The organism is Bradyrhizobium sp. MI1.10 (genome assembly GCF_055811035.1).
Genome location: NZ_JBVVPN010000016.1, coordinates 95,115 through 117,278, shown reverse-complemented (window position 1 = coordinate 117,278; position 22,164 = coordinate 95,115). Strand labels below are relative to the sequence as shown.

Genomic DNA, 22,164 nt, shown 5'->3' with positions numbered 1-22,164 from the left:
CTCAACCTCAGGCGTCACGCCTCGTGGGAAGCATCGTGCAGCTCGGTCCAGTCAATTCAAGCAGGGTTAACAAGGGTTAAATGAGGCGGGGCCAAATCGGTACTGCAGCACCATTAATGCACCATCCGGGCAATAAAGCTTCGTAAACACCGGGACATCCCGCCTCCCCCCCCCACAATCACGACACGATTGCGTGGTCCCTTCGAGCGTTCCGGATGTGGGGAAGTTTCTCCGGACACTTAACGTCGCCTAAACGCCCGTCGGCTCAATTGCCTTAATGATTGCCGATGGACTTGTGGTCATGACTTGGGGTCATGGGTGAATGGTCGGGGCCGTTCCGAAACCGAGAGCTGACATCCGCGCCGACCGGACCACGTCCGGCGCACGCGGTCGTGCGCTTCGGACCGCTCTGATCTCAGCCTTGGTGCCGTTGTCGCTGACGCTGGTTCAATGCGGCAAGGCGCCCAATCCGGCAGCGCTCGCGGCGAACTCGCAGGCCAATGTCCAAGGCAACGTCCCAGCCAACGTCCAGGTCGTCGCGAAGACAAGCCAGCAAGTCGCAAGCGGCGACACGTTCGAGGATCGCTTCCCGGCCCCCCAGTTCAAGGAGCGCTTCCCATCCGCGAGCGAGGGTTTTCTGCAACGGCAGATGTCCGACTTCTCACCCAAGCGCGCCGTGCAGCAGCAGCCGGAGCAGGCGCCCTACAAGGTCGCTTCGCTCGCGCCGCAGGCCCCCTACCAGCGTCCGCCACGCGAGGACCTGACGACGCTCGTCAGCATGAAATCGTCAGCTTTCCCCTATTTCGGCAACAACCCTGCCTCCGACGCGCCATTCCTCAACATCTCCAAGGGCGACCGCCGCGGCCACCGCAGCTATTCCGGGCGCGTGTTCTGGCAGGACGAGACTTACAACGACAACCGCGTCTTGATGCACGTGCCCGAACATTTCGACGTGCGGAAGCCCGGCGTGATCGTGGTGTTCTTCCACGGCAATGGCGCGACGCTGGAGCGCGACGTGCGCGACCGCCAGCTGGTGCCGCAACAGATCACCGATTCCGGCGCCAATGCCATCCTGCTCGCACCGCAGATGGCGGTCGACGCCGCCGATTCCAGCGCAGGAAAATTCTGGCAGGCCGGCGGCCTCAAGCGCTTCATCGACGAGTCGGCGAACCATCTGGCCCGGCTCACGGGCGATCCCAACAGCGCCCGCGCCTTCGCCAACATGCCGATCGTGATCGTCGGCTACAGCGGCGGCTTCCTGCCGACCGCCTGGAGTCTCGAGGTTGGTGGCATCAGCGACCGCGTCCGCGGCGTCGTGTTGCTCGACGCCGTCTATGGCGAGATGGACAAGTTCGCCTCATGGATCGAGAGCCACCGCTCCGGCTTCTTCGTCAGCTCCTACACCCGCTACACCGCGCGGCGCGACCGCGAACTGATGAGCACGCTGCGGCAGAAGGGCATCACCGTCTCCGAAGACATGGACGGCCCCTTGCGTCCGGGCAGCGTGGTGTTCGTCGAAACCGGGGACGGCATCACCCATCGTGACTATGTCAATCGCGCCTGGACGCAATATCCGCTCAAGGACGTGCTGGTGAAGATGTCAGCGACGCCGGCACTGGCGCTGACGCGCGTCGCAGCTACGGCGTCATCCGCATCGAGTCGCTGATTGGACGTGACTCGCTAAGCCTACGTCTGTCGCTCAGCTCTTTGGCAGCTTCGGAATGCTCTCGGCAAACCCATTGAAGCAGGCCAGCCGCTCGTCCTCTTCCTTGAAGAAACGGCAATCGGCGTAGCCCTTGGCCTTCGCCGGCTTCGGCTTTGGCGCCGGGGGGATCACGGCGTCGTAGCAATTGAGCCGGTCCTTGGTGCCGTCATCGAGGTCGAGGCAAGCCTGGAGCCGCGCCGCGATCGATTGTGGCTTGCCCTTCGGCGCCGCGGCCGGCTTGGCCGCCGCCTCCTTGGTCCCCGCCTTGGTGCCCTTGGGCTTGACTTGCACCAACGGCTTGTCCCCGACCATCGGCGGTGGCTTGTCGGCTTGCGCGAAAGCGGAGGCTGAATAGAGCACCGCGACAACCGCCAGAATCATCCTCATTTCAGTCAACCCTCTTTGGTCCCCATGCCTCGCCTTCTAGCGCTCCCGCGCGCGGTTTGCCAAGCACCTTGCGCACACGGACACGCTTCCGTTCAGGCCGGGGCGGCAGTTGCCGGCTGGGGCCGGGTCAGGACCACCAGGATCAGCGCGACCACGACGAAACCGACCGCGACGAAGCCGAGCGTGTGCAGGAGCCCGCGGGCGAACAACAGTCCACCGACGGCAGAGCCGATCGCCTGGCCGATATAGAGGACGGAGGTGTTGAGTGCGACAGTCGCCGATGCCAGCGATGGTGCGGCCGAGACCAGCCGCACCTGCTGCATCGAATTGGTCGAGGCAAAGCCGAGGCCCCAGATCGCGACCGCACCCGCCATCAACGCGAGCGTACCGGCGCCGAGCGCCCAGCCCGTGATCCCCGCAAGCAGCAGGCAGGTGAACAACAGCGAGGTGCGATAGGGTCCTGATGTGTCGACGATGCGGGTCGCGATGACAACGCCGAGGAAGCCACAGACGCCATAGAGAGCGAACACCAGGCCGATCGCATCGGGCCCTGCGCCGGTCAGCTTGTTGAGCAGCGGCCCCATGAAGGTGAACACCACGAACTGCCCGGACATCTGCAACATCGTGATCGCAAGCAGCAGCAGGATCGTTCTGTTGCGACCGACCGCGCTCCAGGTCTTCAGGTCCACCGGCGCCCCCTTCAAGCCCGCCGGCAGCCGCATCAGCAACAGCAGCAGGCTGACGCAACCGAGCGCGCCGATCCCGCCATAGGCCGCGCGCCAGCCATAGCGGCTGGCGATGAAGGTGATCAGCGGCAGGCCGACGGCGGCAGCGAGCGACCAGCCGAGAAAGATGTAGGCAATCGTGCTGCCGCGACGCTCCACCGGCACGATCAGCGCCGCCGTGCCGGCGGCCTGCGGCGTGTAAAGCGCGCCGACCGCGAGCAGCACCAGGCGGATGACGAGGAGGCTTGCATAGTCGGGCGCAAAGGCCGAAGCGAGGTTGCCAAAGGCGAGCACCGCCAGCGTCGTGGTGAGCAGCGCCCGGCGCTCGATGCGGCTGGTGAGCCAGGCCGTCAGCGGCGAGCCGATGCACAGGATGACAGCCCCGAAGGTGATCAGGAGCGCGGCCGCATGGATGCTGACGTCGAGCCCCGTCGCCAATTCCGGCAGCATGCCGGCCGGTGCCAAGACCGAGCAGCCGGTGACGAGATTGCCGAGCATCAGGGCGGTTGGCGCGAAACGGCCGGCGCGTGCATTTTCCATGCAAACGCATGTAGAACCGCCTTGCGACCAGTTAAAGGGCATTGCCCGGAATAGTTCGTGCAGCGCCCCCGCTTTTGCGCGCCGTTTTCTTGGAAATGCCGGATTGCGCAGGCCGAATCGCCTGATATATCGCTCGTTCCCGCTTACCTGCGCTCGTTCGCAGGAGTGAGCCTCAGGAGACATGCCATGACCGACCAGCCCACGGACCAATCCAAGGACCAATCCAAGTCCGAGCAGCCCAAATCCGAATCCGGCTTTCAGTACAGCCTCAGCAATTTGAGACCCGTGACCCCGCCGGAAAAAATCACCCTCACCTTCCCCGACGGCGCCCGGCGCGAATACGCCAAGAGCATCACCGGCCTTGAACTTGCCAAGGGCATTTCGCCGTCGCTGGCCAAGCGCACGGTCGCGATGGCGCTCGACGGCGTGATCTCCGACCTCGACGATCCCATCGAAGCCGATGCCAGGATCGAGCTGATCAACCGCGACGATCCGCGCGCGCTCGAGCTGATCCGCCATGACTGCGCCCACGTGCTTGCCGAAGCCGTGCAGACGCTGTGGCCGGGCACGCAGGTCACCATCGGCCCCGTGATCGAGAACGGCTTTTATTACGATTTCTTCCGCAACGAGCCGTTCACGCCGGAAGACTTTGCCGCGATCGAGAAAAAGATGCGCGAGCTCATCGCGCGCGACAAGCCTTTTACGAAGGAGGTTTGGGATCGCGAAAAGACCAAACGGGTGTTCCGCGACAAGGGCGAGGCGTTCAAGGTCGAGCTGGTCGACGCCATTCCCGGCAACGAGCCGATCAAAATCTATTACCAGGGCGACTGGTTCGATCTCTGCCGCGGCCCGCACATGACCTCGACCGGCAAGGTCGGCAACGCCTTCAAGCTGATGAAGGTGGCCGGCGCCTATTGGCGCGGCGACAGCAACAACCCGATGCTGACTCGCATCTACGGCACGGCATTCGCCAAGCAGGAGGACCTCGACGCTTATCTGAAGCAGATCGAGGAAGCGGAGAAGCGCGACCATCGTAAGCTCGGACGCGAGCTCGACCTCTTCCACTTCCAGGAGGAAGGCCCGGGCGTCGTGTTCTGGCACGCCAAGGGCTGGACCATCTTCCAGCAGCTGATCGCCTATATGCGGCGACGCCTCGCCGGCGACTACAGCGAGGTCAACGCCCCGCAGATCCTCGACAAGTCGTTGTGGGAGACCTCCGGCCATTGGGGCTGGTACCGCGAAAACATGTTCGCGGCGCAGTCGGCCGGCGAGGAGGCCGAGGACAAGCGCTGGTTCGCGCTGAAGCCGATGAACTGCCCCGGCCACGTGCAGATCTTCAAGCATGGCCTGAAGAGCTACCGCGACCTGCCGCTGCGGCTCGCCGAGTTCGGCGTGGTGCACCGCTACGAACCGTCCGGCGCGATGCACGGATTGATGCGCGTGCGCGGTTTCACCCAGGACGACGCGCACATCTTCTGCATGGAGGATCAGCTCGCCGACGAGTGCCTGAAGATCAACGAGCTGATCCTGTCGACCTACGCCGATTTCGGCTTCACCGGCGATCTCACGGTGAAGCTGTCGACCCGGCCGGAGAAACGCGTCGGCACCGACGCGATGTGGGATCACGCCGAGCGCGTGATGGCGACGGTGCTGCGCGAGATCCAGTCGCAGAACAATCACATCAAGACCGAGATCAATCCGGGCGAAGGCGCCTTCTATGGGCCGAAGTTCGAATATGTGCTGCGCGACGCCATCGGCCGCGACTGGCAGTGCGGCACCACGCAGGTCGACTTCAACCTGCCGGAACGGTTCGGTGCGTTCTACATCGACCACGACAGCGGCAAGAAGCCGCCGGTCATGGTGCACCGCGCGATCTGCGGTTCGATGGAGCGCTTCATCGGCATCCTGATCGAGCACTATGCCGGCAACTTCCCGCTCTGGCTGTCGCCGGTGCAGGTGGTGGTCACCACCATCACGTCGGAAGCCGACGAATACGCCAAGCAGGTGTTGGAGCAAGTCCGGCGTGCGGGACTTCGGGCCGAGATCGACCTGCGCAACGAAAAGATCAACTACAAGGTCCGCGAGCATTCGCTGGCCAAGATTCCGGCACTGCTCGTGGTCGGCAAGAAAGAGGCCGAGACGCAGTCGGTCTCGATCCGCCGGCTCGGCAGCGACGGTCAGCAAGTGACGACGACGGCGGAGGCCATCGCCGCCCTCGTCGACGAGGCGACCCCGCCGGATGTGAAGCGGAGCCGCGGCGCGGCCTGACATCTGAAATCGGTCTAAACTCGCTTTCGGTTGCGGGCGTGCATTCCTATGTGGGGACTGCACGCCCGACGACCAGCCGAAGAGGAAACCGCAGTGCCCGATGCCATCGAACTCCTGAAGACCCGCCGCTCGGTCAAGCCGCGCGAGATGTCCGGACCCGGCCCCTCCCCGGCCGAGCTCGAGACCATCCTCACCATCGGCGCGCGCGTGCCCGACCATGGCAAGCTCGCGCCCTGGCGCTTCATCATCTTCGAGGGCGATGCGCGCCAGCGCGCCGGCGAGGTGATCGCGAAGGTGTTTGCCCGGAAGAATCCCGGCGCGGCGGCGGCCGATGTCGAGACCGAGCGCAAGCGCCTCACGGATGCGCCGCTGGTGATCGGCATCGTCAGCTTCACCAAGCCGCATCCGAAGGTGCCGGCCTTCGAGCAGGAATTGTCGGCCGGCGCCAGCGTCATGAACATCGTCACGGCCGCGACCGCGCTCGGCTACGGCGCGTGCTGGCTGACCGGCTGGTTCGCGTTCGATCGCGACGTGCTGGATGGCCTCGGCCTCAAACCGGACGAGAAACTCGCCGGCTTCGTCCATATCGGCAAGCCGACCAGGCCGAGCGAGGACCGTCCGCGACCGGTCCTTTCCGAAATCGTGACGCGATTTTAATCGAAGGCGTGTTGACGCCTTCGACGTCTTGCGGCTTTGATCCCGGCAAGGGAGGAAGCCCGGATGAAGCGTCGTGAATTTCTGGTCGGAGCCGCGCTGCTGGCCGGCACGATGGCGCGGGCCCGCGCCGCCGACATCCCCGCTCCGTCGTCCGAGGGGCTCGACCGCATCACCGCGTACTTTGACAACGAGGTGACGAGCGGCCGGCTGCCGGGCGCCGTGGTCCTGGTCCAGCAGCACGGCAAGCCGGTCTATCTGAAGACTTTCGGCGTGCGCGACACCAGGACGGGCCTCGCGATGACGCCCGATACGATCTTCGCCATCCACTCGATGACCAAGCCGGTCACGTGCCTTGGCGCGATGATGCTGATCGACGAGGGTAAGCTCGCGCTCACCGACCCGGTGTCGAAATACGTTCCCCTCTTTGCCGATACCAAGGTGGGACTTGAGGTCACCAATCCCGACGGCAAGTTGCATCTGGATCTCGTGGCGCCGATCCGTCCCGTCAACATCGAGGATCTGCTGCGGCACACCTCCGGCATCAGCTACGACTACATCGGGGGCAAATGGGTCGAGCAGGCCTACAAGGCCGCCAATATCTTCGAAGGTCAATTCGACAACAGGGAATTCGCCCAACGCATCGCGAAGCTGCCGCTGGCGCGGCAGCCGGGGACCCTGTGGCGCTACGGTCATTCCACCGACGTGCTCGGCAGCGTCATCGAGATCATCTCGGGCCAGACGCTGTACGCATTCCTCAAGCAGCGCATCTTCGATCCGCTCGGCATGAGCAGCACCAAGTTCGCGCTGGCGACCGAGGACGAGCTCGCGCGGATGGCGCGGCCGCTGCCGAACGACAACATCCTGCTCGCCGCCGAGCGCGAGCGCCTCGACCATCCCGAATGGCAGTCCGGCGGCGGCGGGCTGCTCTCGACCATCACCGACTATCAGCGCTTCGCGCAGATGCTGCTCAATGGCGGCGAGTTCGACGGCAAACGCTATCTGAGCCCCGCCGCGTTCAAGGCCATGACGACCGATCACGTCGGGCCGGGCTCGGGCGTCGGACGCGATTACTTCTATTTTCCGGGCGACGGCTTCGGCTATGGCTATGGCCTCGCGGTGCGGACCGATCCCGGCAACGCCAGACCGCCGCCGCCGGGCTCGCTCGGCGAGTTGAAATGGGACAGTGGCAGCGGCACCTATTTCGGCGTCGATCCCAAGCTCGACATGGTCTACCTGCTGATGCAGCAGACCCAGAACGAACGCAGCCGCATCACGCCCGCCTTCAAAGCGCTGGTCTATGATTGTTATCCGTCCGAGTTACGCCGCCCGTGAAGCACGCTGGCCGAAATCGGCGAGCAGCTTTGCGATCTCGGCCGCGGGCCGCGCAGCGCTGAACAAGAAGCCCTGCACTTCGTTGCAGCCTTCGGCGCGCAACCACGCGAGCTGATCCTCGGTCTCGACGCCTTCCGCGGTCGTGGTGATGTTGAGGCTGCGGCCAAGCCCCGAGATCGCGCGAACGATCGCGACGCAATCGGGCCGCCCTGCCAGATCCTTGACGAAGGAGCGGTCGATCTTGATCTTGTCGAAGGGGAAGCTGCGGAGATAGCTGAGGCTGGAATAGCCGGTGCCGAAATCATCCATGGAGATGCTGACGCCGAGCTCGCGCAACTGATGCAGGATGGCGAGATTGGCGTCGGTCTCGGCCAGGAAGATCGACTCAGTGATCTCCAGCTCGAGCCGCTTCGGCGACAGGCCGGACTGCGCCAGTGCCGAGATCACGACCTGAACCAGATTGCGGCTTCGGAACTGCGCCGGCGACAGATTGACCGCGACCTTGACGTCGACGGGCCATTTCACCGCCTCGGAGCAAGCTACGCGCAGCACCCACTCACCAAGCTGGGTGATCAGGCCGATGTCCTCGGCGACCGGAATGAACTCCGCCGGCGAGATCATGCCCTTGTCGGGGTGATGCCAGCGCAGCAGCGACTCGAAGCCGGAGATGCGGTCGGAGGCGATCGAGACCAGCGGCTGGTAGTGCAGCTCGAACTCGCCATTGGCAAACGCGCGGCGCAGATCGAGCTCCATGTCACGGCGCTTCTGCGCCTGCAGATCCATCTCGCGCTCGAAGAAATGATGCACGCCGCCGCCGTCGGATTTCGCCCGGTACAGCGCCATATCGGCGTTGCGCATCAACTCTTCCGACGTCGTACCGTCGCCCGGCGATAGCGCGATGCCGATGCTGGCGCCGATCACCATCTCCTGACCCTCGATCTCGTAGGGCGCCTTCAGCAGGTCGATCAGCAAGCCCGCGCAGGCGCTGGCCTCGTTGGGCGTGACGTCGGCCGCCAGGATCACCGCGAACTCGTCACCGCCGAGCCGGGCCGCGAGATTGGCGCCGCGGACCGCGGTGCTCAGACGGGTGGCAACCTCCTTCAACAGGCGGTCGCCCACCGGATGGCCGAAGGAATCGTTGACGTTCTTGAACAGGTCGAGGTCGAGGTAGAGCACGCCGACCCGCTTTCCGCTGGCCTGGTCGAGCGCCTGCTTCAAGCGCTCCTGGAAATATTCGCGGTTCGGCAGATCGGTGAGCCCGTCATGGTGCGCCATGTGGGCGATCCGCGCCTCGGCCTTGCGCCGTTCGGTGATGTCGACCACCGCGACCAGATATCCGTCGCGATCGTCGAAGGCGACGCGGCGGCCGAAGGTCAGCACCTCGATCTCGCTGCCGTCGGCGCGCAGATGCCGCCAGTTGCGCGAGGAGTGATAGGCGTCGCCGACGCGTTCGAGCGCCTCGGCGTGGCTGCCCCATTCGTCCTGCGGCCAGATTTCGTGCAATTTCATGCGCAGGAAGGTGGCGCGGCTGTAGCCGTAATGCTGGACCGCGGCGTCGTTGACGCTGAGAAACTGCTTGCTCGCGGCGTCGAACACCCACATCGGCATCGGGTTGTTGTCGAACAGCAGGCGGAAAGAGGCGTCGCGCCGCTTCAACACAGTGACATCCGAGATCGTCAGCGAGACCACGTCGGCAAACGCGGTGGCGCTCAGCCGGAGATGGCGTCCGTCGCTCTCGATCTCGAGCTGCTCGCCGCGACCGCCGGAGACGGCTTTGAGCAAGAATTCCATGACTTCAACCGAGGCCAGCAGCGTGTCCCCCTCGCCGATGCGGCGCCACAGCAGGCTCGCCCCTTCGGCCTTCAGCAGCAGCGCCGCACTCTTGTTGTGGTGCACGACCTGGAGATCGAACGGCTTGCCATCCGCGTCGCGCAGCGTCGCCAGCGAGACCACCGCGTCGTCGGTCGAAGCGAAGATCGCGTCCAGGAGATTGTATTGCGCGCCGCGTTCGTTGATGTAGGCGCCGACCAGCGTCGCGCCCCAGCGCGATGCGGTCGGAAGCGCCAGCACATCAAACGTCCTGACCATGCCGTCGCGCACGCAATGGGCGCTGGCCAGGTGTGGCCGCCCGTTGGCGAGCGCGCTCGCCGCGGCTTCCAACAGCGCGGTAGCGCAATCGGGCGAGAGCGCGGCAACCGGGATGTCCCAGCGCTCTTCGCCGAGCCATTTCTGCACGTAGCGTCCGCTGCGCGACAGTTCGAGCGCGCCGTCGCCCTTGAGCAGCGCGATGTGGTCGGCGAGCCGTCCCAGGCTGCCGAGCATCACGTCCTCGTAGCGCGGCAGCCGTTCGCCCGGCTTCAACGCGGCACGCCATTTGCGCTGAAGCACCGGGATGTCGTCGAACATTTCGGCGGCCGGTTTTCCCGACACTTTCTTCACGGCACTCATGGCAGTCCCCAACGCACTTTCCGCTGCATCCAATGCAGCCGCGCTTAACGGCGTGTAAAGAGCGCACGAGCGCGGGTTCCGTTCGGCGATTATGACAGTTTAAAGTCGGGCGTTGGTTAGTGGGCGTTAGAGACTGTGACGGTTTTGCGAAGGCGTTGCGTAGGAGGCGCGTGAGACCGAAGCTTTGGCGCACCGCTGCATCAGCATCGTCATTGCGAGCGCAGCGACGCAATCCAGAATCTCTCCGCGGCGGCAGACTGGATTGCTTCGCTGCGCTCGCAATGACGGAGTCTCTGGGCGGCAGCGTCACGCTTCCATTCACATTTTCGATCGCAGACGCACCTTCGCATCCTCGCGGCGCATTCGCCCGAGCTTTGCTTCGTCGCCTCACCCTCGATTGAAAGAGGGCGCAGGGAAGACCGGGTGCCGGCTGGCACCCGCGGTCCACTGTGCGAGATTGTCGTAAGAACAATGCACAGCGGCATACAGGTGAAGCCAAAACATCCGGCCTTCCCTGCGCAGTGGTTTTACGGCTTATGTCGCGCTCTCCCCGGGGAGCGATGCACTATTGCCCCCGTCGCCTTGCGGATGGCTGATCCGTGTGCCCGGTTGGGCACCCCACATCACCGCAACGCTTGGCGCACAGACCCCGGGCGCCAGGACCACACGATTTCGCCGTACGCCGATCACACCGGTCGTGTGCGCGGCGGCTTCGCTCACGGTTGCCCGCCCTGCGAAACCCTTCGCGCCGATGTGGCCCACGTCCACCGCCGTCCGGCCCGCGTTCGTGACGATCGCGATACGCCCCTCTTCCTTGGGTCGGAGTGAGAAAATTCCTAACAAAAATCCGAATTCTAATAAAGAGAAATATTTTGTCGCCGGTCCGTTGACCCCGGATTTGGGTGTTTCGTCTGAGACGACGCAAGAGATTGTGGCCGGAGCGGTCAATCCGGCGCGGTCGGCACCGGCGTATTCTGCGCGACCGCCTTAGCCGGCGCTGCCGCCGTGGAATTGCGGCCGCCATTGGCCAGGTTGCGGCGAAGCGATGGCGGCGCCGCCTGCAGGGCAAAGATGATCGCGATCTGGGTCCGGTTCTGGAGGCGGTATTTGCGCATGATGTTGCCGATATGCGCCCGCACCGTGTTCTCCGAGATTTTGAGCTCGTACGCAATGTTCTTGTTCTGCATTCCGCGTGCGATCAGCATCATCAGGTCCCGCTCGCGTGGCGTTGGTGTGATCGGATGTTTCGAATCCGGACTCATGACTGCTCCTCCGTGGCCTCTGGTCGACGCGAACACCCCAGCATGTTCTCACTCCGTCTTGAGTGCCTCGATCGGACTGAGCTTGGATGCCTTGTGGGCGGGATAAAAACCGAAGATCAGGCCGGTCGCGATCGAGAAGGCGAGGGCAAGGCCGATCGCCTGGCCATCAATCGAGGTGATCCATCCTGCCATGCGAGCGACCGTCATCGAGAGCGTGACGCCGGCACCGACGCCGATCGCCCCGCCGAGCAGACAGAGCACGAGCGCCTCGCAGAGAAACTGAAGCCGGATGTCCCGCATCCGCCCGCCAAGCGCGCGGCGGATTCCGATTTCGCGCGTGCGCTCGGTGACCGACACGATCATGACATTCATGATGCTGATGCCGCCAACCAGCAGCGAGACCGAGGCGATGGCGACGAGCAGGAGCGCGACGGTGCGGATCGCTCCCTGCTGCGCTTCCATGGCGGCGGCCGGATCCTGGACCTTGAAGTCGTCCTCCTGGCCGGCGGGAATACGGTGCCGCTGCCGCAGCAGGTTTTCGATCTCCGTTCGCGCCCCCGCCATCTGTCCGTCCGCAGCCACCTTGGCGATGATGTAGGCGACCGAATCCCGGTTGATGTTGCTTGCGCTGCCGAGGAAGCGCAGCTTGGCGGTGGTGAGCGGCACGAAGGCAACGTCGTCCTGCGCCGGTCCCTTGCGATCGAGGACGCCGACCACTTCGAGCGGCACCTTCATGATCCTGATCTGTGCGCCGATCGGGTCCTCGCCGGGCGCGAACAGCTCATGCGCCACCGTGCTGCCGAGGATCACGACCTTGCCGGCGCCTGCCTCCTCGCTGCCGGAAAAATAGCGCCCGGTCGCAAGCTGCCAGTCGCGCACCATGAAGTGCCCGGTCGTCGTCCCGTTGATGGTCGTGTTCCAGTTCTTGCTCTCGTGAATGACCTGCGCCGTTCCTGCAATCGAACCGGCCGCGGCCTGGATCTCGGGGATCTGCTCGAGAATCGCCTGCACGTCGCTCTCGGTCATGGTCAGCTTGCTGCCATCCTTGAGACGCACGCCGCCCTGGTAGACCGCGCCGGGGTTGATCATCAGCACGTTGGCGCCGATCGAGCGAATCTGCTCCTGCAGGCGAAGCTGCGCGCCGGACCCGATCGCAAACACGGTCACGATGGAGGCAACGCCGATCACGATGCCGAGCATGGTGAGGATGCTGCGCAACGGATTGAGGCGCAAGGCGTGCAACGCGATCTGAAAGCCCTGGAGCATCGTCATGGCGCAGAACTCCGTTTCGGCAGGATCGGAGCCAGCGTTTCGTCAGCAACGAGCGCGCCGTCATGCAGGCGGATCGTGCGCCGGCACTGGGTCGCGATCCCAGGATCATGCGTGATCATCACGATGGTCTGGCCGGTCCGGTTGAGCGCGGCGAACAGGGCCAGTATCTCGGCGCCGGTACGGCTGTCGAGCGCGCCGGTCTGTTCGTCGGCGAGCACGATCAGCGGTGAGGCGATCAGAGCGCGCGCGATCGCGACGCGCTGCTGCTCACCGCCCGAGAGCTGCCGTGGGAAGTGGTGGGCCCGGTGCACCATGCCGACAGCCTCCAGGCTCTGCTCGGCGCGGGCCAGACGCTCCTTGCGGCTGATGCCGCAATAGACCAGCGGCAGCGCGACGTTCTCAATCGCATTGTGGCGCGCGAGCAGATTGTAGGACTGGAATACGAAGCCGATGCTGCGGGCGCGCAGGGACGACCGGTGGTCTTCCGAGAGATCGGCGACGTCGGCTCCCTCGAGATAGAGCGCACCCTCGCTCGGCAGGTCGAGCAGCCCGATCATGTTCATCAGCGTCGATTTTCCCGAGCCGGACGGTCCCATCACCGCGACGATCTCGCCTCGTTCGATGTCGAAGCTGACATTGCGCACCGCAGCCACCGCTACTCCGTCGGCGCGATAGGTCCTGGAGACCGACTGCAAGCTGATGAGGGGCTGGGGGGCCGTCATGATCCGAACCTGATGGCGAGAAACTCCATGCCGGCTGGCCGGATGGCCTGACCCACGGCGACCTGGCTGCCCTCGACGAGGTCTCCGCTCCTGAGCGCGACCTGTTCGGTGCCGGCCGCGCCGACAGTCACGGGAATACGCCGGAGTGAGCCGCTTGCGGTGCGCGCCCACACCCCGCTGCGCGCCGCGGCATCCGGCTGCGTGCCGGAGGGCTGGAAGCGCAACGCGGCAAGCGGCACTTTCAGCACGTCATCCTGCCGCTCGATCACGATCTTCACCAGGGCCGTCATGCCGGGCAGCAACGCGCCGTCGAGATTGGAGGTCGCCAGGACGACGGTGTAGGTCACGACGTGCTGCTGGTTCTGCGGTGCCTTGCGCACCTGCCGCACCACCGCCTCGAAGCGGCGGTCCGGGTAGGCATCCACCGTGAAATGGGCGCGCTGGTCGGGGGCGATACGCCCGATATCGGCTTCGTCGACCTGCGCGTGAATTTCCATGTCCTCCAGTCGGTGCGCGACCACGAACGTGGTGCGCGATTCCAGTCCGACCGCGAGCGTCTGACCCTCGTTGACGAACCTGCCAACGACGACGCCATCGATCGGCGAGCGGATCACGGTGCGGTCGAGATCGGCCTGGGCGGCAGCGAGAACGGCCGCCTTCTCCGGCACGGCCATGCGTGCCTGCTGCAATTCCGCCTCGATCCGGCGGATATCGGCCTGCGCGCCGTCGACTGAGTAGGCGTTCAGGGACATGAGGACTTCGGCTTCGCGCTCTTGGGCAAGCCTCGCGGTGAACTCCGTCTGGGCGTCATCCACCGCCGTTACCGCCACGACGTTTTGTGACTGTAGAGCCAGCTTGCGCTGCAAGGTCTTCTGCGCCGACGCCTTGACCGCCTGCGCGCTGTCGAGCTTGGCTACGAGGACGTCTCTGCTGCCCCTGGCGTTTTGCAGATCGATCCTGGCGCGGTCGAGCTTGGCCCGCTCGATGTCGACAAAGGAGTTCGCCACCGCCACCGCCGCCCTGGCTTCGTCGACCTTGGCCGCAAAGCTGCGCGGATCGATCAGGGCGAGCGGTTGATCCTTGGTGACGGTGTCGTTGAAATCGACATAGACCCGGGCGAGCTGCCCGGACAACTGGGAACCCACCTCGATCGTCTTGACCGGCTGCAGGGCGCCGGTGACGGTGATGGTCTGCTCGATGCTGCCGCGCTGGATCGAGGCATAGCGGAATACGGGGGCGTCCGATCCGAAGCTCCGTGCGTCCCGCCCGACGGGTTTGAGCAGCCGCTGGGTCGATTCATAGGCGCGGGCCGCCTTCTCCGCGGCGCTCCCGGCCGCGTCGCTGATCACGGCTGGCCGGGCGGCGTAGACCGCGGCGAGGCCACATGCAGTTCCGAGCAAGGCAATAACTGGCACAAATCGCATATCAAAAACCCGCCTCTTGAAATGGCGTCGTTGGCGGCAAGGACAAATATCGCGCTATGGTTGTAAACGCGCTATGGTTGTAAATCTCAGAAAACGCAGTCGATCGTCAGTGTGTCGCCGCTGTAGGGGCGACGGTCGGGCGCGCTTGATGATCCAGAAGTAAAGTCCGCGGGGTGCTGTCTTTCGTGACTTGCCGGAAATGCATACGGAGCGTATCGATATGACGCGCGCGGTATCGAACTCGACAAGCTGACTGAACGTCCCGTCTGTTCTGGCCGAAGCGGCCAGCGCTGGGCGTTCAAGTCGGCACGTGGGTGGCGACGCCATGACGCAGTCGGCGATACCGAAGTTCCGACGCCAGATCGTCGCATTCCCGGTCGTTGCGCTCCCGATTGTCGCATTGTCGATATTGCGCCTCGCCATGATGCCGCAGGTCGCGAGGGCGAATCCCCCCAATCACGAAACCCGATATGTGAACGCCTTCACTCGTCTTGAACGGGTGTTGGCCCTAAGACGTCGAAGCGGCGGATCGGAGCGACTCGCTCGATCCCCGCGAATTCATCCAAGCACCTTGATCTCGCTTGCAAGAAGAATGGATGGCTCGTTGCTTGTTCATCGAGCCCCAAGCCGGGGAGCCCGTTGCCATGAGTTCAGGTCAAGCTACAGTTTATATTATTGACGACGAAATTCAGATTCGAACTGCGATTGGAAATCTCTGCGAGGAGACCGGGCACCAGGTGAAATTGTTTGCGTCGACCGACGAGTTTCTCGGGGAGAGTATTTCCGGCGGACCTTCATGCCTCGTGCTCGACGTCCGCTTTCCCGGCACGGCGCCGACCGGCCTCGAGCTTCAGCGCCGGCTCGCCGAGACCGGCGTGCTCATCCCGATCGTCTTCATCAGCGGCCATTCCGACGTCCGCGTCTCGGTTGAGGCCATGAAGCGCGGCGCAGTCGAGTTTCTTCCAAAACCCTTTCGCGAGCAGGAGATCCTCGACGCGATCAGGCATGGCATCGAGCGCGACCGCAGGCGGCTCGAACGCGAAGATAGCGTGCGCGAAGCTCGCCAGCGCGTCGAGACGCTGACGGCGAGGGAGCGCGAGATCATGCTGTTGATGGCGGAAGGTCTCGTCGCCAAGCCGATCGCAGCGAGACTCGGGGTGAGCGAAGTGACGGCCAAGGTCCATCGCACCAGGATGATGCGAAAGCTGGAGCTTCGTTCGCCGATCGAGGTGGTGCGGTTGGTCGACAGCATGGGACGCGAAGAAGAGACGTCACGAATCGGCACGGGACAACCTTACAGCTAGTGCCGCTGGCACCAAGCCGCCGTGCAACGTCTAGTCCGTAGCGATTAGCATGAACTGCAGTCTGTCGCACGCAGCACGATCGGTTCAAAGTCTGTCCTGCGATGTCGGCCTCCTCCAAGACGGCATCCGAACCCAGTCAGAGAACTTAGCCAGAAAGGATATTCCATGCGCAAATTGTTTTTTGCTTCCGTTGCCGTGCTCGCCCTGTCCTCCGCCGCGCAGGCCGCCAACACTTCGACCACCGTGCAAGTGGGCGCCGTGAACGGTTCCAGCGTCTCGCAGCAGGGCCTCACCAACGACACCTCGTCGACCAGCCAGCTCGGCATCATCAACAGTGCGACCACGATGCAGGGCACCAGCGCGGTCTCGCTCAACAACGGCAGCACGGTGAACCAGATCGGCGTGCAGAACTCGGCGACGACCGGCCAGGTGGCGTTGGGCAACAACGGCAGCGCGATCACCCAGAACTCGTTCGGGCCTGCCGCGCTCCAGAACAACGCCGCCGCCGTCGGACAGCTCAGCGTGTTCGGCATCAACGGCAGCACCGTCTCGCAGACGGCGCACTAAGCCAGCCCCGTTTGGCCGGACGCGTCAACTGCGGCGCGTCCGTGCCATCCTTGAAAGCACCGCCTCGGGCGGGACGACTCGGTAAGAGCTTGTCCGCCGACTTTCGCGGAGGAAATGTCATGCATCAAAAATATCTCGTTGCCACGATCGTCGCGTTCAGCCTGCTGACCGCCGTCGATGCCCAGGCCGGCAACTCGGCCAGCGTGCTGCAATTCGGCACCACCAACAACTCCTTCATCTCGCAGAGTGGCGGCACCAACAACAGCGCCACCACGATGCAATTCGGCGCCACCAATACTGCGACCACGTTGCAGATGGGTTCGCTCCTGACCGTCAACACCTCGGTAATCGGGCAGGGCGGCACCACCGCGACGGCGTCCAACACCGCGTTACTCGGCCAGGCCGGTGGCTCCAATTCGAGCCTGATCGGCCAGATCGGCGCGAACAACGCGGCGGCCGTCGGACAGCTCGGAATTCTGAACGGCTCGACGATTTTGCAGCAGACTCCTTGATCGCAAATCTTTTTCGATAGCGAGGCATGTCATGAGGCATTTTTCAGGCGCCGCCTGTGGCGCATTTCTCACCTTGTGTTGCGTGGGCGCCGGCTCGGCCGGTGCCCAGACCGCCGACATCAAGACCATCGTGTCGCTCGGCGGCCCGCCGGTCGTGCTGAACCAGAACAGCCAGCTCAACATGGCCGGCGTGTTCATGATCGGCGGCAGCACCAGCGCGACCGTCACTCAGAACGGGACGAACAACGCGACCGGAATCCTGCAATTCGGCGGGACGACGTCGGCATCGGTCGGGCAGGCGGGCGTGAATAATATCGCGTTCGTCGGCCAGGCCGGCCAGTCCACCAGCAGTTTCCTGTCCCAGTTCGGTGCGTTCAACTCGGCGACTGTTGTCCAGAATAGCCATTGAGCCGGCGCGGCCTCGTCGTCAGAAATGGAATGGGGGCAAGCGATGAAATGCGCTAGGCTACTCCTGGCATTGGCGGCATTGTTCGCCGTCAGCGTCGCGTCCGAGGCATCCGCCGGATCCGTCCAGCGCGGCGTGACAAACCGGAACGTAAGCATCGAAACGATCGTGCAATTCGGCAACGATGTCCAGCCGGTCACGATCGAAGAGAACAGCCGCATCAATATTGCGCGTGTCATCCAGATCGGTGGTACGGGAACAGTCGATGCGACGATCATCCAGAACGGCACGCGCAATTATGTCGATGTGATCCAGGTGGGTGGCACCACCAATGTGGCGATCGGTCAGTCGGGCGTGAGCAATATTGCCGACATCACTCAGGTCGGCAATTCCACCAACGCCCTCCTGCTCCAGATCGGAGATATGAACACGGGAACGGTGCGACAATTCGGGCGCTTCAACTGGCTGTCGATATTTCAGTTCAGCCGGTGATCGCGAAGGTGAGGTGCAACATGAGGTTCATCGTACTTGCAGCAGGAATGAGCATCATGACGGCGATGACAGCCGGGCCGGCCGGAGCTGGCGAGTCGGGTGACGGCCATACCACAATTGTTCAGGACGAGAATGGCACGTCCGTCATTACCCAGAGCGGCGATCCGGCGCAGGCCGAGGTCAAGATCGAGAAGGAGCCTGGGCGCACGACGGTCTATCGCCGCAGCGGCGGCAACACCGCCATCGTGTCGCAGGGCACCGGAAATCCGCAGGATATGCTGGACTGGCTGCGCAAGCAGCAGGGCCGCTGACGCACGAAGGCCCATCGTCCGTGATGGACGATGGGCCACGTCGTGAGCGAGCGCTACCAGCTGCGATAGACGCCGGTCACGGTGCCGTTGTTGTTGCCCTCCGGGCCGACATCGCCCTGCGTCGAGCTCGGCGCCGGATGGTTGGTGCCGTTGAGCGCACCGTAAGGTCCGGCGACATCCGGATAGTACGCGCGTGGCTGAACCGGTTGGTAAGCGGGAGCGGTGCGGTCCCATCCCGCGCGCGGTCCGTTCCAATCATAGCCCTGGGCCGAGGCGGCCGCCGTGCCCGCGACGAGTGAAGCCGTGATCAGGCAGAGGAGTTTCGATTTGTTCTGCATTGGAGATGCTCCTTGCTGGTGTCGGGAGCCAACGACCGCAGTGCGGGAGCGTTCCGGGCGTTGTCGGCCGAAGCGATCAACTCCGATCAACTGGTTATGAAGTCCGTTTTCCCGGAACACCTGCCACATCAGTCGGGATTCCCGGGCGTCTTGCCGCAGTCTGTTCCCTGTTAATCCCGTGCCTTAACCAATAATTAATTATACGTTTGCGGGTGGGCGACAGCCCGGCCTAGCGTGTCGCGGGGAGCCGCTATCCGCGAAGCCAAACGAGTTGGTGCGTATCATGATGTCCAGATCATTTGGGGCGTTGCTCGCCTCGCTCAGCGCAGCCGCGCTGCTCCTTGCCCCCAGCGACAGTTTTGCCAGGCCCGGTGGCGCCGTCGCACATGCCGCCACGCCTTCCGGTCCGGCGGTGCGTCCGCCGATTGCGCCGGGCGCCAGGTTCCGTGGCCGCAACACGCCCTGGGTCTACTGGCCGGGCGGCGGCGGGTTCTACTATGACAATGCAGGCTACGGTCAGCCTTTCGCCGAGACCGCCCAGCCCGTCTCCAGCGACGTTCGCTACACCTATACGTACGACGTTCCCTGGGATTGGACGCATCGCTTCCCGCCGAACGTGGTGCCGTCCGACCGGCCTTACGTGCCGAGCTGTCCGACGGAGCAGGTGACTGTGCCCGGCCGCGGCGGCGGCGAGCACACCGTCAACATCATGCGCTGCTACTGAGCTAGCCCAGCTCAAAACTGGTCACGCCGAAGACGCGGTCGATCCGCAGCCGCGCGATCGGTCCTGTGTACATCCGCGCCGTCTCGAACACCGGCTTCAGCCCGAGCTTTTCCGCGAGCGCAATCGCCTCGCGATTGACGGCGGGGACGTCGAGGAAGATCTCGCCGCCGTTTGTGCTCGCCAGCAGGGCCTGCACGATTGCGTCCGCCGCCGCGCGATCGTCGGCGACGAGCGGGCCGATCTTACGGCCGGCCCGGCACGGTCGGATCACGCCCCATGCGGCGAGCTTGCCGTCGCGCAGCAGCGCGCGACCGACATGTCCTGATGTGCCGATCCAGGCACGCAGGAAGGCGCCGCGCGGAGCCGGGAACACCGTGGCATCGTCGGCTTCAACGAACGTAAACGGGATCGTGTCGAGCGCAACGACATCGGCGGGCGGCCTCGGTGGCGCGGCGACGAAGCCGCCATAGCGGACATTGGCGTAGGCAAGCTGGAAGCCGGACTTTCTGTAATTGTCCTGCTGCGCCACCACGCCGTCGAGGCCGATCACGCGAGCGCCCGCATGCGCGATCGCCGCGTTCCAGATGCGCAGGCCGTGGCCTCTGTCGCGAAAACCCGATCGCACGATGTAGAATCCGAGAAATGCAAAGCGATCGTCGTAGTTGACGCAGGAGACGGTCGCGACCGGCTCGCCGTCGATCTCGCCGACGAAGAAGCCCCTCGCGTCCGGGATCGCGAAACAGGCGGCATCGGAGAGGCCCGGATTCCAGCCTTCCGCCGCGGCCCAGTCGACCGCGATGGCGATCTCCTCGGGCCGCAAATTGCGGATCTGCAAATCGCTCATCTTTCAGGTCGCTTTCGACGGTGGACCTTCCGGCTGGTCCGGCGGTAGAAGGCCTCATGATAGGCCGAGCCCGCGGCTCGCCTCCACGATATCATAGAGGATGATCGGTCATGGCAGCAGAGATGGCAGCAGAGAAGGTCGCACTCGTGACCGCCGGCGGCAGCGGCATGGGGGCAGGGGCCGCGCGCCGGCTCGCAGCCGACGGCTTTCGCATCGCCATCCTGTCTTCTTCCGGCAAGGGCGAGGCGCTGGCAACCGAGCTCGGCGGGCTGGGGGTCACCGGCTCCAACAAGTCGAACGACGATCTGAAGCGGCTGGTCGATGGCGCGATGGCCAAATGGGGACGCATCGACGTGCTCGTCAACAGCGCGGGCCATGGGCCCCGGGCGGCGATCACGGAGATTACCGACGAGCAATGGCACACCGGCCTCGACACCTATCTGCTCAACGTGATCCGTCCGACCCGGCTGGTGATGCCGATCATGCAGACGCAGAAGGCCGGCGCCATCATCAACATCTCGACCGCCTGGGCATTCGAGCCGAGTGCGATGTTTCCGACCTCGGCGGTGTTCCGCGCCGGCCTCGCCGCCTTCACGAAGATCTTCACCGACACCCATGGCGCCGACAACATTCGCATGAACAACGTGCTGCCGGGCTGGATCGACAGCCTGCCGCAGGTAGATGCGCGCCGCGACAGCGTGCCGATGCGGCGCTACGGCAAGGTCGAGGAGATCGCCGCGACGATCTCGTTCCTGGCATCCGACGGCGCGGCCTACATCACCGGACAGAATATCCGCGTCGACGGCGGACTGACGCGTTCGGTCTGAGACGCGGGGATTCGAATCGCGTTTAGCGCCCTTGTCGCGATGCGACACGGCCGTGCGTCCTGCGCCGCGGATGAGGGATAACTCGTGGCCCCTCGGTCACACCCGTCGCGCGTTCGCGCGCCGCACGGCCCGCACTACGTCACAGTCGCTATGAACTTCGCCGCAGCCCAAGACGGCAAGCAGTCCACGCCCTATGCCCGATCTGCGCCGGACAACTTCCGCCCGCGCGCATTCGAAACGCGAGATCAATCGCGTGAGGCAAGGAGACTGGAATGAAGAAGTTTTTGCTGGCGGCTGCCGGGGTTGTCTTGGGCTCCGCATCCTTGCAGGCTGCCGACCTCGCGGCGCACTATACCAAAGCGCCGATGATGGCGACGGCCTATAACTGGACCGGCTTTTACGTCGGCGGCAATGTCGGCGGACAATGGGGCAGCGCCGATCCGGCCACCTCGACTGCGTTCGATCCCGCCGCCTATTTCGCGAGCTCCAGTGTTTCCGCGATTGCGGCAGTCGGCGCCCAGCGCGTCAACAGCTCCAGCGTCACGGGCGGTTTTACCGCCGGCTACAACTGGCAACTCAATAACGCCGTGCTCGGCCTCGAAGGCGACATCAACTATTTCGGCTTCAAGGGCAGCGCGACGGGTTCGGCGCTCTATCCCTGCTGCGCCCCGACCGGCTTCACCGTGTCCTCGCAGGTCTCGGCCGACTGGCTCGCCACGATCCGCGGCCGCATCGGCTTCCTCGCGGCTCCGACCTGGCTGCTTTATGCCACCGGCGGCGCGGCCATCGCCGAGGTGAAGGGCAATTTCAACTTCACCGACACGTTCGCCGCGGCGGCGGAGTCGACCGCATTCCGCGACACACGCCTCGGCTGGACCGCGGGCGTCGGCACCGAATACGCCGTCGGCGGCGGTTGGTCGCTCAAGGCGGAATATCTCTACGTCGATCTTGGACGCAGCACCGTGACCAGCACCAATCTGCTTGGCGGCGCATTTCCGACCAACCTCTTCACCCACTCGGTCGATCTCAAGTCGAACATCGTGCGCGTCGGCGTGAACTACAAATTCGGCGGACCGGTCGTCGCCAGATACTGAGCA

General features: G+C 64.4%; 22 protein-coding genes. 13 read left to right on the top strand and 9 right to left on the bottom strand.

From position 1 onward, the window contains the following. Positions 1-322: 322 nt before the first annotated feature. Positions 323-1,666: an alpha/beta hydrolase gene (locus AC0L3K_RS18590; RefSeq protein ID WP_007602614.1), complete on the top strand. Its 1,344-nt coding sequence runs from the start codon at positions 323-325 to the stop codon at positions 1,664-1,666. 33 nt (positions 1,667-1,699) lie between these two features. On the opposite strand, the gene AC0L3K_RS18585 is transcribed toward AC0L3K_RS18590, so the two are convergent. Both AC0L3K_RS18585 and AC0L3K_RS18580 read right to left on the bottom strand, forming a co-directional pair. Continuing rightward, complete coding sequence (locus AC0L3K_RS18585; RefSeq protein WP_219683825.1) at positions 1,700-2,092, bottom strand: hypothetical protein; 393 nt, start codon at positions 2,090-2,092, stop codon at positions 1,700-1,702. A 92-nt stretch (positions 2,093-2,184) separates the two neighbouring features. Beyond that, the gene (locus AC0L3K_RS18580; RefSeq protein ID WP_219683826.1) at positions 2,185-3,357 is read right to left on the bottom strand and encodes an MFS transporter; all 1,173 of its coding nucleotides are present in this window, start codon (positions 3,355-3,357) and stop codon (positions 2,185-2,187) included. Positions 3,358-3,543: 186 nt separating this feature from the next. Here AC0L3K_RS18580 and thrS point away from each other — a divergent pair, with 186 nt between their 5' ends. The 3 genes from thrS (at position 3,544) to AC0L3K_RS18565 (ending at position 7,614) form a co-directional block, all read left to right on the top strand. Then, positions 3,544-5,625: a threonine--tRNA ligase gene (gene thrS, locus AC0L3K_RS18575; protein ID WP_219683827.1), complete on the top strand. Its 2,082-nt coding sequence runs from the start codon at positions 3,544-3,546 to the stop codon at positions 5,623-5,625. Between the two features lie 93 nt (positions 5,626-5,718). After that, a complete protein-coding gene (locus AC0L3K_RS18570) occupies positions 5,719-6,282 on the top strand; it encodes a nitroreductase family protein (protein WP_007602608.1) in 564 nt (187 codons plus the stop codon). Between the two features lie 63 nt (positions 6,283-6,345). Then, positions 6,346-7,614 (top strand): serine hydrolase domain-containing protein, encoded by a 1,269-nt coding sequence (locus tag AC0L3K_RS18565; protein WP_473366566.1) that lies wholly within the window; start codon positions 6,346-6,348, stop codon positions 7,612-7,614. Here AC0L3K_RS18565 and AC0L3K_RS18560 read toward each other — a convergent pair. The 5 genes from AC0L3K_RS18560 to AC0L3K_RS18540 form a co-directional block, all read right to left on the bottom strand. Further along, a complete protein-coding gene (locus AC0L3K_RS18560; protein ID WP_219683828.1) occupies positions 7,600-10,062 on the bottom strand; it encodes a putative bifunctional diguanylate cyclase/phosphodiesterase in 2,463 nt (820 codons plus the stop codon). The two genes, AC0L3K_RS18565 and AC0L3K_RS18560, sit on opposite strands and share 15 nt — an antisense overlap. A gap of 944 nt (positions 10,063-11,006) precedes the next feature. Further along, entirely contained in the window at positions 11,007-11,324 is a 318-nt protein-coding gene (locus AC0L3K_RS18555) for a response regulator transcription factor (protein WP_035994724.1), read from the bottom strand. A gap of 48 nt (positions 11,325-11,372) precedes the next feature. Beyond that, positions 11,373-12,596, bottom strand: coding sequence for an ABC transporter permease (locus AC0L3K_RS18550; protein WP_106944263.1), 1,224 nt, complete (start codon positions 12,594-12,596; stop codon positions 11,373-11,375). Next, on the bottom strand, positions 12,593-13,318 hold the full coding sequence (locus tag AC0L3K_RS18545) for an ABC transporter ATP-binding protein (protein WP_473366565.1): 726 nt from the start codon (positions 13,316-13,318) through the stop codon (positions 12,593-12,595). Before AC0L3K_RS18545 ends, AC0L3K_RS18550 begins: the two co-directional genes overlap by 4 nt. Next, positions 13,315-14,742: an efflux RND transporter periplasmic adaptor subunit gene (locus AC0L3K_RS18540; protein WP_473366564.1), complete on the bottom strand. Its 1,428-nt coding sequence runs from the start codon at positions 14,740-14,742 to the stop codon at positions 13,315-13,317. The genes AC0L3K_RS18545 and AC0L3K_RS18540 overlap by 4 nt, the downstream gene beginning before the upstream one ends. A 644-nt stretch (positions 14,743-15,386) precedes the next feature. Between AC0L3K_RS18540 and AC0L3K_RS18535 the strand changes: the two genes are divergently transcribed. The 6 genes from AC0L3K_RS18535 to AC0L3K_RS18510 all read left to right on the top strand — a co-directional run bounded on the left by AC0L3K_RS18535 (position 15,387) and on the right by AC0L3K_RS18510 (position 18,334). Beyond that, positions 15,387-16,046 carry a response regulator transcription factor gene (locus AC0L3K_RS18535; protein WP_473366563.1) on the top strand — a complete coding sequence of 220 codons (660 nt, stop codon included), beginning with the start codon at positions 15,387-15,389 and terminating at the stop codon, positions 16,044-16,046. A 165-nt stretch (positions 16,047-16,211) separates the two neighbouring features. Then, on the top strand, positions 16,212-16,613 hold the full coding sequence (locus AC0L3K_RS18530) for a hypothetical protein (protein ID WP_007603123.1): 402 nt from the start codon (positions 16,212-16,214) through the stop codon (positions 16,611-16,613). 119 nt (positions 16,614-16,732) lie between these two features. After that, positions 16,733-17,125 (top strand): curlin, encoded by a 393-nt coding sequence (locus AC0L3K_RS18525; protein ID WP_035994727.1) that lies wholly within the window; start codon positions 16,733-16,735, stop codon positions 17,123-17,125. Positions 17,126-17,156: 31 nt separating this feature from the next. Continuing rightward, positions 17,157-17,534, top strand: coding sequence for a curlin (locus AC0L3K_RS18520; protein ID WP_035994730.1), 378 nt, complete (start codon positions 17,157-17,159; stop codon positions 17,532-17,534). A gap of 69 nt (positions 17,535-17,603) precedes the next feature. Further along, complete coding sequence (locus AC0L3K_RS18515) at positions 17,604-18,023, top strand: curlin (RefSeq protein WP_283843468.1); 420 nt, start codon at positions 17,604-17,606, stop codon at positions 18,021-18,023. A 20-nt stretch (positions 18,024-18,043) separates the two neighbouring features. Beyond that, complete coding sequence (locus tag AC0L3K_RS18510) at positions 18,044-18,334, top strand: hypothetical protein (protein ID WP_007603124.1); 291 nt, start codon at positions 18,044-18,046, stop codon at positions 18,332-18,334. Between the two features lie 53 nt (positions 18,335-18,387). Here the strand turns inward: AC0L3K_RS18510 and AC0L3K_RS18505 are convergent, their stop codons facing one another. Continuing rightward, entirely contained in the window at positions 18,388-18,672 is a 285-nt protein-coding gene (locus AC0L3K_RS18505; protein ID WP_007603125.1) for a hypothetical protein, read from the bottom strand. A 283-nt stretch (positions 18,673-18,955) separates the two neighbouring features. Between AC0L3K_RS18505 and AC0L3K_RS18500 the strand changes: the two genes are divergently transcribed. Next, complete coding sequence (locus AC0L3K_RS18500; RefSeq protein ID WP_007603127.1) at positions 18,956-19,396, top strand: hypothetical protein; 441 nt, start codon at positions 18,956-18,958, stop codon at positions 19,394-19,396. A 1-nt stretch (position 19,397) separates the two neighbouring features. On the opposite strand, the gene AC0L3K_RS18495 is transcribed toward AC0L3K_RS18500, so the two are convergent. Then, on the bottom strand, positions 19,398-20,240 hold the full coding sequence (locus AC0L3K_RS18495) for a GNAT family N-acetyltransferase (protein WP_007603129.1): 843 nt from the start codon (positions 20,238-20,240) through the stop codon (positions 19,398-19,400). Between the two features lie 122 nt (positions 20,241-20,362). Between AC0L3K_RS18495 and AC0L3K_RS18490 the strand changes: the two genes are divergently transcribed. Further along, positions 20,363-21,067 carry an SDR family oxidoreductase gene (locus AC0L3K_RS18490; protein WP_035994733.1) on the top strand — a complete coding sequence of 235 codons (705 nt, stop codon included), beginning with the start codon at positions 20,363-20,365 and terminating at the stop codon, positions 21,065-21,067. A gap of 272 nt (positions 21,068-21,339) precedes the next feature. Beyond that, positions 21,340-22,161, top strand: coding sequence for an outer membrane protein (locus tag AC0L3K_RS18485; RefSeq protein ID WP_007603132.1), 822 nt, complete (start codon positions 21,340-21,342; stop codon positions 22,159-22,161). Positions 22,162-22,164 lie beyond the last annotated feature (3 nt).

Coding starts and splice junctions, on each gene's coding strand:
- AC0L3K_RS18520 (WP_035994730.1), top strand. CDS start 17,157: ATGAGGCATTTTTCAGGCGCCGCCTGTGGCGCATTTCTCACCTTGTGT.
- thrS (WP_219683827.1), top strand. CDS start 3,544: ATGACCGACCAGCCCACGGACCAATCCAAGGACCAATCCAAGTCCGAG.
- AC0L3K_RS18585 (WP_219683825.1), bottom strand. CDS start 2,092: ATGAGGATGATTCTGGCGGTTGTCGCGGTGCTCTATTCAGCCTCCGCT.
- AC0L3K_RS18535 (WP_473366563.1), top strand. CDS start 15,387: ATGAGTTCAGGTCAAGCTACAGTTTATATTATTGACGACGAAATTCAG.
- AC0L3K_RS18540 (WP_473366564.1), bottom strand. CDS start 14,742: ATGCGATTTGTGCCAGTTATTGCCTTGCTCGGAACTGCATGTGGCCTC.
- AC0L3K_RS18525 (WP_035994727.1), top strand. CDS start 16,733: ATGCATCAAAAATATCTCGTTGCCACGATCGTCGCGTTCAGCCTGCTG.
- AC0L3K_RS18555 (WP_035994724.1), bottom strand. CDS start 11,324: ATGAGTCCGGATTCGAAACATCCGATCACACCAACGCCACGCGAGCGG.
- AC0L3K_RS18530 (WP_007603123.1), top strand. CDS start 16,212: ATGCGCAAATTGTTTTTTGCTTCCGTTGCCGTGCTCGCCCTGTCCTCC.
- AC0L3K_RS18580 (WP_219683826.1), bottom strand. CDS start 3,357: ATGGAAAATGCACGCGCCGGCCGTTTCGCGCCAACCGCCCTGATGCTC.
- AC0L3K_RS18550 (WP_106944263.1), bottom strand. CDS start 12,596: ATGACGATGCTCCAGGGCTTTCAGATCGCGTTGCACGCCTTGCGCCTC.
- AC0L3K_RS18490 (WP_035994733.1), top strand. CDS start 20,363: ATGGCAGCAGAGAAGGTCGCACTCGTGACCGCCGGCGGCAGCGGCATG.
- AC0L3K_RS18590 (WP_007602614.1), top strand. CDS start 323: ATGGTCGGGGCCGTTCCGAAACCGAGAGCTGACATCCGCGCCGACCGG.
- AC0L3K_RS18510 (WP_007603124.1), top strand. CDS start 18,044: ATGAGGTTCATCGTACTTGCAGCAGGAATGAGCATCATGACGGCGATG.
- AC0L3K_RS18495 (WP_007603129.1), bottom strand. CDS start 20,240: ATGAGCGATTTGCAGATCCGCAATTTGCGGCCCGAGGAGATCGCCATC.
- AC0L3K_RS18485 (WP_007603132.1), top strand. CDS start 21,340: ATGAAGAAGTTTTTGCTGGCGGCTGCCGGGGTTGTCTTGGGCTCCGCA.
- AC0L3K_RS18545 (WP_473366565.1), bottom strand. CDS start 13,318: ATGACGGCCCCCCAGCCCCTCATCAGCTTGCAGTCGGTCTCCAGGACC.
- AC0L3K_RS18505 (WP_007603125.1), bottom strand. CDS start 18,672: ATGCAGAACAAATCGAAACTCCTCTGCCTGATCACGGCTTCACTCGTC.
- AC0L3K_RS18565 (WP_473366566.1), top strand. CDS start 6,346: ATGAAGCGTCGTGAATTTCTGGTCGGAGCCGCGCTGCTGGCCGGCACG.
- AC0L3K_RS18500 (WP_007603127.1), top strand. CDS start 18,956: ATGATGTCCAGATCATTTGGGGCGTTGCTCGCCTCGCTCAGCGCAGCC.
- AC0L3K_RS18560 (WP_219683828.1), bottom strand. CDS start 10,062: ATGAGTGCCGTGAAGAAAGTGTCGGGAAAACCGGCCGCCGAAATGTTC.